Annotated in this window: 18 protein-coding genes and 3 tRNA genes; 20 read left to right on the top strand and 1 reads right to left on the bottom strand. The window is 41.3% G+C overall.

The genetic code is table 11. From position 1 onward, the window contains the following. The first annotated feature begins 12 nt into the window (after positions 1–12). From ACNFN4_RS21400 to ACNFN4_RS21325, 16 genes are all read left to right on the top strand, one after another. Positions 13–993 carry an XkdQ/YqbQ family protein gene (locus tag ACNFN4_RS21400; protein WP_053285386.1) on the top strand — a complete coding sequence of 327 codons (981 nt, stop codon included), beginning with the start codon at positions 13–15 and terminating at the stop codon, positions 991–993. Continuing rightward, positions 990–1,256 (top strand): DUF2577 family protein, encoded by a 267-nt coding sequence (locus ACNFN4_RS21395; protein ID WP_053285385.1) that lies wholly within the window; start codon positions 990–992, stop codon positions 1,254–1,256. The genes ACNFN4_RS21400 and ACNFN4_RS21395 overlap by 4 nt, the downstream gene beginning before the upstream one ends. 12 nt (positions 1,257–1,268) lie before the next feature. After that, positions 1,269–1,694 (top strand): DUF2634 domain-containing protein, encoded by a 426-nt coding sequence (locus ACNFN4_RS21390; RefSeq protein WP_053285384.1) that lies wholly within the window; start codon positions 1,269–1,271, stop codon positions 1,692–1,694. Further along, a complete protein-coding gene (locus ACNFN4_RS21385; RefSeq protein ID WP_053285383.1) occupies positions 1,687–2,733 on the top strand; it encodes a baseplate J/gp47 family protein in 1,047 nt (348 codons plus the stop codon). The genes ACNFN4_RS21390 and ACNFN4_RS21385 overlap by 8 nt, the downstream gene beginning before the upstream one ends. After that, positions 2,717–3,295, top strand: a complete 579-nt coding sequence (locus ACNFN4_RS21380; RefSeq protein WP_053285382.1) for a YmfQ family protein — start codon at positions 2,717–2,719, stop codon at positions 3,293–3,295. Before ACNFN4_RS21385 ends, ACNFN4_RS21380 begins: the two co-directional genes overlap by 17 nt. Continuing rightward, entirely contained in the window at positions 3,292–3,564 is a 273-nt protein-coding gene (locus ACNFN4_RS21375; protein WP_053285381.1) for a hypothetical protein, read from the top strand. The genes ACNFN4_RS21380 and ACNFN4_RS21375 overlap by 4 nt, the downstream gene beginning before the upstream one ends. A 2-nt stretch (positions 3,565–3,566) precedes the next feature. Beyond that, on the top strand, positions 3,567–4,664 hold the full coding sequence (locus tag ACNFN4_RS21370) for a hypothetical protein (RefSeq protein ID WP_053285380.1): 1,098 nt from the start codon (positions 3,567–3,569) through the stop codon (positions 4,662–4,664). An 11-nt stretch (positions 4,665–4,675) separates the two neighbouring features. Further along, a complete protein-coding gene (locus ACNFN4_RS21365) occupies positions 4,676–5,014 on the top strand; it encodes an XkdW family protein (protein WP_053285379.1) in 339 nt (112 codons plus the stop codon). After that, on the top strand, positions 5,011–5,175 hold the full coding sequence (locus ACNFN4_RS21360) for an XkdX family protein (RefSeq protein ID WP_053285378.1): 165 nt from the start codon (positions 5,011–5,013) through the stop codon (positions 5,173–5,175). Before ACNFN4_RS21365 ends, ACNFN4_RS21360 begins: the two co-directional genes overlap by 4 nt. Before the next feature lie 95 nt (positions 5,176–5,270). Beyond that, on the top strand, positions 5,271–6,173 hold the full coding sequence (gene xepA, locus ACNFN4_RS21355) for a phage-like element PBSX protein XepA (RefSeq protein ID WP_053285377.1): 903 nt from the start codon (positions 5,271–5,273) through the stop codon (positions 6,171–6,173). Between the two features lie 70 nt (positions 6,174–6,243). After that, complete coding sequence (locus tag ACNFN4_RS21350) at positions 6,244–6,522, top strand: hemolysin XhlA family protein (RefSeq protein WP_025284124.1); 279 nt, start codon at positions 6,244–6,246, stop codon at positions 6,520–6,522. A 12-nt stretch (positions 6,523–6,534) separates the two neighbouring features. After that, positions 6,535–6,798 carry a phage holin gene (locus tag ACNFN4_RS21345; protein ID WP_053285376.1) on the top strand — a complete coding sequence of 88 codons (264 nt, stop codon included), beginning with the start codon at positions 6,535–6,537 and terminating at the stop codon, positions 6,796–6,798. A 54-nt stretch (positions 6,799–6,852) separates the two neighbouring features. After that, entirely contained in the window at positions 6,853–8,007 is a 1,155-nt protein-coding gene (locus ACNFN4_RS21340; protein WP_448200464.1) for a peptidoglycan-binding protein, read from the top strand. 283 nt (positions 8,008–8,290) lie between these two features. Next, on the top strand, positions 8,291–8,824 hold the full coding sequence (locus ACNFN4_RS21335) for a hypothetical protein (protein WP_053285374.1): 534 nt from the start codon (positions 8,291–8,293) through the stop codon (positions 8,822–8,824). A 24-nt stretch (positions 8,825–8,848) separates the two neighbouring features. Beyond that, on the top strand, positions 8,849–9,028 hold the full coding sequence (locus ACNFN4_RS21330; protein ID WP_007410112.1) for a hypothetical protein: 180 nt from the start codon (positions 8,849–8,851) through the stop codon (positions 9,026–9,028). Positions 9,029–9,163: 135 nt separating this feature from the next. Next, a complete protein-coding gene (locus tag ACNFN4_RS21325) occupies positions 9,164–10,291 on the top strand; it encodes a Rap family tetratricopeptide repeat protein (protein ID WP_021494571.1) in 1,128 nt (375 codons plus the stop codon). 177 nt (positions 10,292–10,468) lie between these two features. Here ACNFN4_RS21325 and ACNFN4_RS21320 read toward each other — a convergent pair whose 3' ends face one another. After that, positions 10,469–10,657: a hypothetical protein gene (locus tag ACNFN4_RS21320; protein WP_053285373.1), complete on the bottom strand. Its 189-nt coding sequence runs from the start codon at positions 10,655–10,657 to the stop codon at positions 10,469–10,471. 327 nt (positions 10,658–10,984) lie between these two features. Between ACNFN4_RS21320 and ACNFN4_RS21315 the strand changes: the two genes are divergently transcribed. The 4 genes from ACNFN4_RS21315 to ACNFN4_RS21300 all read left to right on the top strand — a co-directional run bounded on the left by ACNFN4_RS21315 (position 10,985) and on the right by ACNFN4_RS21300 (position 12,054). Next, positions 10,985–11,194, top strand: coding sequence for a LexA family protein (locus tag ACNFN4_RS21315; protein ID WP_021494575.1), 210 nt, complete (start codon positions 10,985–10,987; stop codon positions 11,192–11,194). A 583-nt stretch (positions 11,195–11,777) separates the two neighbouring features. Continuing rightward, a tRNA-Gly gene (locus ACNFN4_RS21310) sits at positions 11,778–11,852 on the top strand. Positions 11,853–11,884: 32 nt separating this feature from the next. Continuing rightward, positions 11,885–11,961: transfer RNA gene (locus tag ACNFN4_RS21305), tRNA-Arg, on the top strand. 16 nt (positions 11,962–11,977) lie between these two features. After that, positions 11,978–12,054 (top strand) — tRNA-Pro (locus tag ACNFN4_RS21300).

Raw genomic sequence — 12,054 nt, 5'->3', positions numbered from 1 at the left:
AGGTGATGACACATGATTGAGCTTTTTGTCATTAAAGAAACAGAATGGCTTGAGCTGGTAACAGAGACAGTCTCTCTTGAAGGACAGCGATATCAAGCGCCGCGTTCAATCACGGCCACGATCATAACAAAGCAAGGAAATCACTCTTATTACAGCGTAACTGAAGGCGATACCGTTCTATTCAAGTGGAAAGGTAAAGAGTTATTCCGCGGCATTGTGTTTTCCCGTAATCCGGATGATCATAAATTGACTTTTACGGCTTATGACATGCTTCAATATCTGGTAAAGAACAAAGATGTTTACGTCTTCTCAAATCAGCGTGCTGATCAAATAGTAAAGCGGCTGGCTCGAGATTTTCAGATTCCCGCCGGGTCTATCACAAAAACAGCCTATACTATTAAATCATTGGTCTTTAAAGATGATACAAGCCTTTATGACATGATATTAAAGGCATTGAAGCAAACAAAAAAACAGACCGGTCATAATTATCAGTTATATGCCTCAAAGGGTAAGCTTTGTCTCAGGGCTTGGCCTGACCCGTCGGAAGTTTGGGTGTTAGAGACAGGCGTAAACATCACAGGATACCAGTATAGCACCTCAATTAATGAGACAGCTACGAAGGTCAAACTCCGGCGCCAGAAAGACAATAAGACGTATACTGCCACTGCAAAAGATAATTCAGGAATTAATAAATACGGGGTTCTGCAGTATGTGGAAACTGTCTCGGATAATATTAATCAGGCGCAGCTTCAGCAGCGAGCGAACGTACTCCAATCACAGAAAAAAGGTGTGAAAAAGGAATTAAAGAGTATTCAAGCTATTGGTATTCCTGACTTGCAGAGCGGGCTTCCGGTGTATATTTCTATTCCGGAAGTGGGGGTCAAGAAAACATATTGGATTGATTCTGACAAGCACGAATTTAAAGGCAGCTCCCACACGATGACAATTGATGTGGTTGAGAAAAACACAATCCCGGACGGGGCTTCATCATGAGGTTAAGTGAAGCAATTAAACATCTGGCTATCGGTGCTGTTGGTTCTGAGTCGCCGGTGGATATGCTGCCGGCTGAAGTCGTTTCTGTTTCCCCTGTTGAAATTAAGCTCAATGAAAACGAAAAATTGATCATTCCTTCTGACTTAATTATTATCCCTAAACGCCTGCGCGCCGGGGGAGAAGATGAGCTTAAAAACGGTGAGAATGTAATGGTTGTCTCCTTAAAAGGCGGACAATCATTTTTTATTCTCGACAAAATATAGGGGGTGCGTGGGTTGGCCCTTTCACCAGAAATAGTATTTGATGATTTTGAAGATGACAGCGAAGCAATAGAGACATCGCGCACATATAGAATTGACTTTGAAAATGGGCGAATTACTAATGAGCTGATCGCAGGACTTGAGGCAATTAAACAATTTGTTTATATGGCCCTGCATACAGAGCGGTATTCCTATTCTGTTTTCAGTCATGACATTGGTAATGAGCTTCAAGAGGTTCTTTCTGATAACGAGACAACAGATGCATATAAAAAAATGGAGATCCCGAGGCTGATCGAAGAAGCTTTAATTTATGATGATCGAATTTCTTCTGTCACTGATTTTGAGATTGATAAATCAGGTGATAGGTTCATAGTTTCTTTTATCGTAGAGACAGACGAGGGCACGCTGGAGATCGAGGAGGTGCTTGGCGAGGATGTTTGAAGATCAAACGTTTGAGGAGATTATGGATCGTATGCTGTCCCGTATCTCTGCGGATATTGATACAAGAGAAGGCAGCGTCATTTACAATGCGCTCGCGCCTGCGGCAGCTGAGCTCGCAAAGTCTTATATTTGGCTTGATACCGTGCTGGAGCTCGTGTTTTCCGATACGGCTCAGGGCGAATTTCTGGACAGGCGGGCTGCTGAAGCGGGGATTGAAAGAACGGCGGCCACAAAAGCTGTAAGGGCGGGCGAATTCACATCAGGGGTGAAAATTCCTGCGGGTTCCCGCTTCTTTGTTGATAATCTCTATTTTCAATATACAGCGGATGGAACATTAGAATGTGAAACGGCCGGTGAAGCTGGTAATGCAAATATCTCCGGACAAAATCTTTTGTCGCTCGATACGATACCAGGACTTCAAAAGGCGATAGTGAAAGAGATCCTGATTCCTGGCCGCGAAGAGGAAGACGACAATAATTTGAGAGAACGCTATTTTACCCGCGTGCGCCGAGAAGCCGTAAGTGCTAATAAAGAGCATTATAAGCAGTGGGCGGAAGAAGTGGACGGAGTGGGTAAAGCGAAGGTCTTCCCGCTTTGGAAGGGAGACGGCACTGTCAAGATTGTGGTGACGGATGCTAAGCTGGAACCGGCTTCGGATATTCTGATAACAAAGGTCAGTGACTATATTGATCCGGAGCCCGGACAAGGAGAAGGCCAGGCGCCAATCGGTGCGTTTGTGACTGTAGAAAGTGCAGAATGGAAAGAGATTGAGATTTCCGCCTCTGTGCTGCCTGAAATCAATAGTTCGATTGACCAAGTTAAAGATGAAATAGAAGCGGGGGTCCTGAATCTTTTCAAGAAGATGGCCTTTGAAGATAATGTGATCCGGCTCTCTCAAATTAACAACATCGTGTATAATTCGCCATCCGTGAGCGATTACTCTGATATTAAAATTAACGGATTGGCTGAAAATTTGGTTCTGGATGATATTGAAATCCCTAAGCTCAGGCAGGTGACGATCGTTGAGCAAACTCGATGAAATGACGGCTTACCTGCCACCGTTCTTAACAAAGTTGAAAGAAATGACTCAAATCCTTCAGACAGAAGCACCGGAATTTGAAAAGCAAAATGAGGGCATCTTTGATCTGACAGATCAGCTGTTTGTCACAACAGCTACCTGGGGGCTTGAACGCTGGGAAAAAATATTAAATGTGCCGCGCGAGTCGGGTGATACGTATGAGATTCGCAGGCTGCGCCTGATTTCCAAAATGTCCAATATTCCTCCGACAACATATTTGGCCATCGAGCGGGCGCTTAACAGGTTCTTGAAAAATCCGTCTGCCTGCGTCCGTCTGATTCCTGGAGAGTATCACTTTAACGTTGATATTGATATAGATGATCTGCAGCACATGACTGAGCTTATTGAGACGTTAGAGAACATGAAGCCGGCACATTTGGCTTACACACTCAGGCCGGCCTTTAATGAGAGTCTGCAAATAAAGGATACAGTGATATTGAATCACAGGAGATACCGTAAAGTGAGTGAGCTTCGCGTAGGTTATTCCGTAACTCTTAATAACAATGAGGTGATCTTGACATGATTTCAGAAGCATATAGAGAGCGAACTGCTGCAGATTTAAAAGATCGAATCAGCAAAGTGCTGCTGAATGGAAAAGAGACTGAAATCGTGGAGCTTTCGATCAGTGGCGCGGTGGTTACGGTGCTCACACATCGTGAAGAGGATATTAAGCACATTGAATCAGTGCAGATCATTGATGACTTGGGAAATGTGATTACTGAACGAAAGACTGATTTAAATGTCAGTGATAACAGAACGTTAGATTTTAGGTTTACTTTTGAGGTGGTATAAGAATGGCTTACGAAGCAAAAACAAATTGGCTTCCAGACGACCCGATTAACGAAGGTGATGTTAACCGCTGGGAAAAAGGAATAAAAGACGCCCATACGGACCTTGCATCTCATAAAAACGACATGAATAACCCGCATAAAACGACAAAGGGACAAGTCGGCCTCGGGAACGTGGACAACGTGCAGCAGGCTCCGAAACGAGACTTTGATATTCATGTGAATGATGCTGAACTTCATATCAATAAAGAAGAGCGGGAAAACTGGAACAACAAAGAAACCCCTGAAGGAGCAAAAGAAAAAGCTAAGCAGGCATTGACTGATGCTATCAATTATGTGGATTCCAATTTCAAAAACGAGAACCTAATTTGCATTCGTGATGGAGATGAAAGAGCGATCGTCGATGCAAGAACACCAGGCACTGATTACCCTGAAGGAATAACTTTTATGGGTATCTATGAGGGCAATGACACAGGCTACCCTCTTGGCTATGGCTTAATTAAAAATGAAAATTTAAACAAATGGCGCTTTGCTCAGTATTTCTATGGTAATGGCGATGGAACAAAGAGGAAGAATATCGGGACATGGATCCGCCATTGGTGGGATAGTACAGGCTGGACAAAATGGGAAAAGATATCAGGTTTTGCTCACGCAAGTGTGGGAGTATCCGATGTTCAATATTTAAAGCAGATTGATCACACCAAGATAGCTTTTAATCGAAAAATAAAAGACAGTCATGATGCTTTTGATATTAAAAATAATAGATTTGTCGCGCCGAATGATGGAATGTACTTGGTGAATGTTGGGCTTTATATGATCAATTACGCTATGTATATCAACTTTCATTTGAAGGTGTATCTGAACGGAAAAGAGTATAAAACCCTTGACCACTATAGAGGATATTTTGATAACGGCAAAGAAATGAATTTAGGGTTAAACGGAACAGCCACTATTCCAATGAACAAGGGCGATTATGTGGAAATCTTCTGCTACTGTAATTATGGCGGAGATGAAACCGTCAAGAGAGGCATTACTGATAAGAATGATGTTTACAACTTCTTTGATATTCAAGAAGTTGGAGGATTAAATTATGCCAATGTGTGAGGAGGTAAAAAATGAATATAGGTGAAGCAATCCTTTATAAATATCCCGATGCCGATCCGACTAAAGATTTTATCATTCAGAATAATGGCGATGGTACCCCCTCTTACATTGCACGATGGAATATCCGGGCTCCTATCCCTACAGAAGCGGATTTACAAGCTTGGTGGGACGAATTAAAACAAAATCCGCCATTTGAACTGCCTGATCAAATTCAATTACTGGCACAGAAGCTTTCGGAAGAAAAACTGGCCCGTAAACAGCTTGAAGAATTAAATCAAACACTTGGACGGCAGCTATCGGAACTAAAGCTCGCCATTATGTCATGGATAGAGAGGGATGAATCAAAATGAATTATTGGGTATTGGCACTATATTATAAATGGGCCACTCCGGAGATGGTGAAAAAGGCAATGTATTACGACGATTGTTCTGCAGCCGATTTACAGCAGGGCGTTGAAAAGAAGCTCGTTACCCCGGAACAGTATATAGAGATCACTGGTAAAGCCTTATAGGCTTTTTTATTTTGCCTTGAAGGGGGTGAGACGTTGTCATAAGTTTGAAAAAAATCTGCTCAAATAAATAAAAACTTTTATGAAGGAGGACAATTATGTCATCTTTAGGATTTACCTTTCCAACGGATGCCGCGGGAAAGCCGGGCGCAGTAAAACCATTTAGAGAAGGGAAAAGCGACTTTGTTGAGCCAGTTGCAGATATTTCAGGAACAGCAGAACTTCTGACTAATGCAACGTTAAAGGCCACAGATTCTTATAGCCAATACGGCCAGGATAGATTGGGACCGATCTTAATTTCTAAAATCAAAGGCGCTGCATATTCAGATCGTGAAGGGACTTTATTTATCGAGCAAAGTAACGATAATGTTTCATGGTCCACCATCACATCATTAGAAGTGAAAGCCAATACTCTATCAGAGACTGATTGGGTCGATTTATCACAGAGATACTACCGCTTCAGATATGCGAATGGTAACCTGCAACAATCAGAATTTTTACTGTATCAGTCGCTCGGGGCAGGCCAGGGAGATGTGAAGATTCGGGATTCAGTCTCAATTGAATCTGATAAACCGCTCCCGCTTGAATTTACATCAAGCAATGTAACCAAAGACGGCCGCTTAAAGGTAGAAACCCAAGGAATCGCGATTAATCCGGCTGATTTTGAAAGTGTACAGGCTAAAACAGCCGATATCGTTTTTCATGACAAAGTGGAGACCCCAGGTGAGGGGAATATTTTGAAAGTCGGTTCCTTTAAAACATTATTGATTGAAGTCTATGGCACGGCTGATACAAGTGAATTGAAGTTCTGGGGGAAATCTCTTTCAGGAACAAAACGCCCGCTGCGCGGCCAAAAAGTTGACGACGGCACTCTGGCTATAAGCACAGTCGGGAAGTCAGAAGCTTGGACTTTTGATATTACAGGATTCAAAGAGATCGTGATGGAGATTACCGCTTTAAATAATGGGAACTTTTCCGTAAAAGGGACAGCCGTCTCATAAAATAGCGGCTGTCCTTTTTAATTGCCTCATACAGGAGGTGAAAACGATGTAATAAAAGGGGGGCGTACTAATGTCAGAAGTGACGGAGGTACCAGATGTGCATGTATTACAAAAAGAGATAATGGAAATGAAGACAGGTCAGAAAGCAATCGAACAGCGCGTAAATGTTCTTGAACGCGTTTCCGATAGGCAAGACCAGCAGATCATGACATTAAACGAAAAACTCAACAAGATCGAAGAGAACACAACTTGGATCAAGCGCACAATCACTGGCGCTATCATTACAGCGGTATGCACTGGCATTATTGGCGGCGCAATCGCTATTTTTTATACTGTTTTGCAGAAATAAGGAGGAAAATACATGAAAAAATTTGAAAAAGGCACGGTCGTCCGGACGGTGCTTCTTTTAATTGCGCTTATTAACCAAACAATGTTGATGTTTGGCAAATCACCTTTGGATATCACAGACGCACAAGTGAATCAGCTTGCTGATGCGCTGTACACTGCCGGCTCTGTAATATTTACTATCAGCACTACGCTTGTAGCATGGTTCAAAAACAACTATGTGACTGAAAAAGGCCAAAAGCAAAGAGCCGTTTTAAAACAGCACGATTTGACCAAGTAAGGGCTACCGTTCGGCGGCCTTTTTATATTTCAAAACAGAATAGGAGAGATTTTTATGTCAGCATACAGAAACCAATATATTGATATTAATAAATGGACGCGGCCGGGAATCAAAAATAACGGCGTGAAGAAACTGGTGGTGCATTACACGGCAAACCCCGGCGCGCCCGCTGCCAATCATTATAGATACTTTGGTCAAACGCTCCCCGCACAGAACAGAAATCTGTCTGAGAAGAAACAGACGTTTGCATCTGCACATATCTTTGTCGATCGTACAGAGGCTATTTGTATCATTCCGTTGAATGAGGTGGCCTATTATGCGAATGACGTTCAGCAATTCGTCAACGGGCAGCCTTACCGAGGTGTCGCGGCGCTGAAGCCGAATGCGAATTTCTTATCTATCGGCGTGGAGCTTTGCATTGAAAAGAACGGCACTTTCCATCCGGATACCATTGCTCGTGCAGAACAAGTTTGTGCCGAGCTGTGCAAAATGTATAAACTCGATCCAATCAGTGACATTGTTCGACATTACGACATTACACATAAAATCTGCCCGGAGCCGTGGGTAAGCAACTCTAAAGGGTTTGCCGATTTTAAGACCCGTGTTGAAAAGCGAATGGATGGTGTGGTTGTAACGGCGCCTGTATCAAATCCGGATGTCACCCATACAGACACAGGAAGATTCATCAAAAACACGGTGGTTTCAAGCGATGGCCTTGTTTTACGTACACAACGGAGCGCCTCTTCTTCCATGGTGCTTAACCTGCCGAATGGCACGGTTGTAAAATATCAGCTTGGATCAACTGTCAACGGATGGGGATATGTTGAATACACCAATTCAAAAGGCCAGACATTCCACGGATATGTGAATGTCTCCTATATCAAAAGCGATAATGAGCTGAAAAGCGGCGGCAAGAAGAAAGTAACAGCCTCAAAGCCAAAAAAACAAAAATCAAAATTCAGCCTACCTGCTGGCATTTTTAAAGTGACAAGCCCCTTAACAAAGGGACCCGCCGTGAAACAGATTCAGACAGCACTGGCGGCTCTCTATTACTATCCGGACAAAGGGGCGAAGAATAACGGAATAGATGGTGCATACGGACCGAAGACAGCAAATGCAGTCAAACGGTTCCAGTCCATGTATGGATTGACTGCGGATGGTATTTACGGACCGAATACGAAAACGAAGCTTGAGTCCCTTCTTAAATAAAAAATGCCCTTCCAATTGGAAGGGTCCCATTTTTGATCTTCTTTATTACAATACGTTAGATGCCTCATTTTATATTGGAAATCCCCAGTACAAACACCCTCAAGATATTAGGATAAGAGAATCGTATCAATTTAGAAAAATATCGCTAAGGAAATCCAAAGGTTAAAAGAGAAATAGAGAGTTCGACAATGAAAATTTGTAAAATATGGTTGTTTGTTGTGGTTGGAAATGATATAACAATAATAGGTAATTCAAATCATTTCCAAAGGAGGAGTTGTTAAACTTGGGTACTTTAAAGAAAAATTGGAAGTCTGTTGTTGCTTTGCTTTGTGCTTTAGCTGTATCTCTAGCGGTATTTACGCCTTTTGCAAATGCTAAAACTTTATCTGAAGAGGATCAATTAGCACAAGATATGCAGTTCATTTTTGATGAAGCATCCCTTCTTAAAGATGGGAAGTACATCGTGAATGAGCAATTAGTCTCTGAAAAATTCGGTCCTGAGAACGTTGCGTCTATTGTTGCCTTTGTTAAAATGGTTAATGGGGATAAACTTACTGAAGAAGATTTAAAAGGTGTTCCGAACCCAGACGGTGACTTCTCAACAGCATCTTATATGGGTTGCTTAAAACAAAAAATCATCGACTTCACTGGGATTGGCTTTATTTCCGGAGGCCTGCAAAAATTACTTGAAAAAAAAATGTGGAAAGAAGCGGCTATTCAAATCATAAAAATTGTAGGGAAAAATGCAGTTAGAGGTGGAGTTGTTGGTTTAGCCGCGAGTCTCGCGTGGTTCAGTGTACGCTGTATAGGACAATAAGGATAATTGAAGGGATGGATTGACATGAATAGTATTAGGTACATATTGTATTTTGTGATTTCTTTCGTTTTACAACTTCTCTGGTTCTTCTTAGTAAAAGAAAATTCTAATGTAACTATACTAGACATGTTGATTATGTCTCTGTTATTCACATTATTTATGTTCATCTTAGATAAATTTCTCAAAAAAAAGCAGGCTGCATAAGGCCTGCTTTTTTTGTTGTAGACTTAAAACTCAAAACTAAGATTTATGATCAAGCCGAATGGAATTTTGCGGTTTTTTTTCGTTTAAACATAATTTGGAAATGTTAGAATATTATATAAAAGGAGGAGTGGCCTTGTGAGTTCTGTTTTACCATCATCAGAGGTAGGCGTTAAGATTAATGAATGGTACAAAATGATACGTCAGTTCAGTGTTCCGGATGCGGAGATTTTGAAAGCGGAAGTGGAACAAGAAATCAATGAGATGGAAGAAGACGAGTATCTACTGATTTACTACACCCTCATGAAATTCCGCCATCAGCTCATGCTGGATTATTTAGAACCGGTGACTACCCGTGTGAGACCGACAATTGACGAGCTGCTGGAAAAAATCGAAGCGTCAAATAAAGGAATTTCCGGCCTGCTGTGCTATTATTCTTTATTTTTCCGCGGCATGTATGAATTTGATCAAAAGCAGTATGTAAAGGCGATCGGCTTTTATAGAGAGGCTGAAAAACAACTCGTTCATGTGCATGATGAAATTGAGAGAGCGGAGTTTCATTTTAAACTGGCTGAAGCATATTACGGTATGAAACAAAGCCACGTCTCTATGCATCACGTAAAGCAAGCGCTCGATATTTACGATCAGTATGAGTTGTATAAGGTCCGGAAAATTCAATGTCTATTTGTCATATCAGGGAATTATATTGATTTTAAGCGTTATGAGAAGAGTCAGCCGCATCTTGAAAAGGCTCTTGAATTATCAAAAGAGTTAGATAACAAGAGATTGATTAGTTCTGCCCTTTATAATTTGGGTACAAATTTCGGAGATAGGGGCGACTATGAAAAGGCTGAGATATTTTTAAGGCAAGCAGTTGAGATAACCGAAAAAGCAAAACTGAGCAACTTGCCGCACTCTTTATTTTCTTATGCAAAATTCCTTTTTAAACAGGGGAAAATGGCTGAGGGTATCCAAGCAAGCAAAAAAGGTTTGTCGGCCGCGGTATATCAAGGCGATAAGCTTTTTGAAAATCTTCAGGGGTATCTGAAGGCACTTTATGTGGATGCAGTGGATCAACAGGGAGTTAATGAAACAATTGAGTATCTGGAGAAGAATAAGAATTACTCATATGTTGAAGATATTGCCTGCGAAACTGCATCTGTTTACGCAGATTCAAGGGAGTTTGAGAATTCTTATTTTTATCATAAAAAAATGGTTGATACGCAAACACAAATTCAAAGGGGAGAGTGCCTGTATGAATTTTAAAAAGAGTATCTTCATCGTCCTAGGTCTGTCATTGACTTTAGTATGTGGATTGGGTATGAACTCAGTAGAAAAACAAGCACAAGATACAATCAAAGTAGCTTCAGATCGCCTTCAAACTTGAATAGCTTACGCCTTTTCTTCGGAAAAGGCTTTTTTAGTTTCCTCATTATAATGTATTCAAAACATCCATCTGTTTTTTTTCTTATTCCATTTCAACATCCGCTGCCGCATAAGGTTCTTGACCGCTTCACGTATAGTCTGTTCATCTTTACCGGTTTTCCTCTTCAACTCATCCAAGGAGGGATCTTTCCCGAATTGGGTCATGTTAAAGATTATCCGGTACACTTTCCGCTCGAAATCATTCATTCGAAATACCTCCTCGAGTAAATAATACCAGAACAAACATTCCCTTTTCAACTTGATGTAGAACAAAGGTTCGTATAAAATAATAGTAAAGAAGGAGGGGGCGCAGCTTGCATTCATTGTTAAACCGCTCATTAAATGAAAAATCAACGCTGGACATGATCTACATAAAGAATGATGGGACAATATCGAAGAGAGCAATCATAGTACATCAAATCAAGAATCAATACATTCGTGCGTTCTGTTTTAAAAGTAGACAGACAAAAACTTTCAGGATGGATAATATTCTCGCTGTGGCCCCCTCTAATTATAGAAGGGGAATCAGCAATCATGCGTAATCTTACAAAAAGGCAAGAAGATGCTTTAAACGCGATATCGAATTTCTTAAATCAGTATGGAGTGGCCCCAACACATCGGGAGTTAATGGAGGAACTTGGTTTGCGGTCCACCAGTTCGGTAAAGGGGCTGCTGGATAGGTTAAGAGAAAAGAATTACGTAACATGGCAAGAAGGATTACCGCGGACAATTAAATTATTATAAGGAAGAGCCCTGGATAAGTAAGGGCTCTTTTTTATTGCGGCGAAACCTGGATGTAGGTGGCTAGGGTGGCAAAGAGGTGGCAAATACGATTAGTCGCCTTCTTTTTAAATTGGTCTAAATCATTTTAACGTTTATCAAAACCTTGTTATAACAGTGATTATCCGACTAAACATTTCTAAGACTTTAACTGAACACTTCCATGGTAAGGAAGAGGTCAGCGGTTCGAGCCCGCTTGGAAGCTTATCTAAATACGTTGATCTGAAGCAGTTTCCGTATGTTATGGAACTGTTATTTTTTGTTTAGTTCAGTAAAAATCTGTTGCTGATTGTACCAGTTAAGGTATAGGTATTTAGCGCGTCTTCTGATGAAGCCTTTCTTCAAGGATGCAAAAGAGATTAACATAATTAATTGTTAAACGGTATTGACTTTTATCAAAACCTTGATATAATTACTTTTGTCATAATGAACAGTATGCTTTAGATTAAACTGCGGGTTATAATGTTTGGAGTTTTACTGAATAAATAACAATACAGTTTTTGGGTTATCTGATGCTGTATTCTGGCTGTACATTACATTTTTACTTGCGGAAGTAGTTCAGTGGTAGAACATCACCTTGCCAAGGTGGGGGTCGCGGGTTCGAATCCCGTCTTCCGCTCCATTTTATCCCAACGGGATATTGTGATATTAATTGCGCCCGTAGCTCAATTGGATAGAGCGTTTGACTACGGATCAAAAGGTTAGGGGTTCGACTCCTCTCGGGCGCGCCATAATATTTTTAAAAATCGGGAAGTAGCTCAGCTTGGTAGAGCACATGGTTTGGGACCATGGGGTCGCAGGTTCGAATCCTGTCTTCCCGACCA

This window comes from Bacillus sp. N1(2025) (assembly GCF_053470005.1).
The sequence above is the reverse complement of the archived record's forward strand: the minus strand, read 5'-3'. Positions and strand labels throughout refer to the sequence as shown.

Coding starts and splice junctions, on each gene's coding strand:
- ACNFN4_RS21385 (WP_053285383.1), top strand. CDS start 1,687: ATGTTTGAAGATCAAACGTTTGAGGAGATTATGGATCGTATGCTGTCC.
- ACNFN4_RS21320 (WP_053285373.1), bottom strand. CDS start 10,657: ATGAATGATTTCGAGCGGAAAGTGTACCGGATAATCTTTAACATGACC.
- ACNFN4_RS21345 (WP_053285376.1), top strand. CDS start 6,535: ATGAAAAAATTTGAAAAAGGCACGGTCGTCCGGACGGTGCTTCTTTTA.
- ACNFN4_RS21340 (WP_448200464.1), top strand. CDS start 6,853: ATGTCAGCATACAGAAACCAATATATTGATATTAATAAATGGACGCGG.
- ACNFN4_RS21365 (WP_053285379.1), top strand. CDS start 4,676: ATGAATATAGGTGAAGCAATCCTTTATAAATATCCCGATGCCGATCCG.
- ACNFN4_RS21395 (WP_053285385.1), top strand. CDS start 990: ATGAGGTTAAGTGAAGCAATTAAACATCTGGCTATCGGTGCTGTTGGT.
- ACNFN4_RS21330 (WP_007410112.1), top strand. CDS start 8,849: ATGAATAGTATTAGGTACATATTGTATTTTGTGATTTCTTTCGTTTTA.
- ACNFN4_RS21400 (WP_053285386.1), top strand. CDS start 13: ATGATTGAGCTTTTTGTCATTAAAGAAACAGAATGGCTTGAGCTGGTA.
- ACNFN4_RS21360 (WP_053285378.1), top strand. CDS start 5,011: ATGAATTATTGGGTATTGGCACTATATTATAAATGGGCCACTCCGGAG.
- xepA (WP_053285377.1), top strand. CDS start 5,271: ATGTCATCTTTAGGATTTACCTTTCCAACGGATGCCGCGGGAAAGCCG.
- ACNFN4_RS21370 (WP_053285380.1), top strand. CDS start 3,567: ATGGCTTACGAAGCAAAAACAAATTGGCTTCCAGACGACCCGATTAAC.
- ACNFN4_RS21375 (WP_053285381.1), top strand. CDS start 3,292: ATGATTTCAGAAGCATATAGAGAGCGAACTGCTGCAGATTTAAAAGAT.
- ACNFN4_RS21350 (WP_025284124.1), top strand. CDS start 6,244: ATGTCAGAAGTGACGGAGGTACCAGATGTGCATGTATTACAAAAAGAG.
- ACNFN4_RS21315 (WP_021494575.1), top strand. CDS start 10,985: ATGCGTAATCTTACAAAAAGGCAAGAAGATGCTTTAAACGCGATATCG.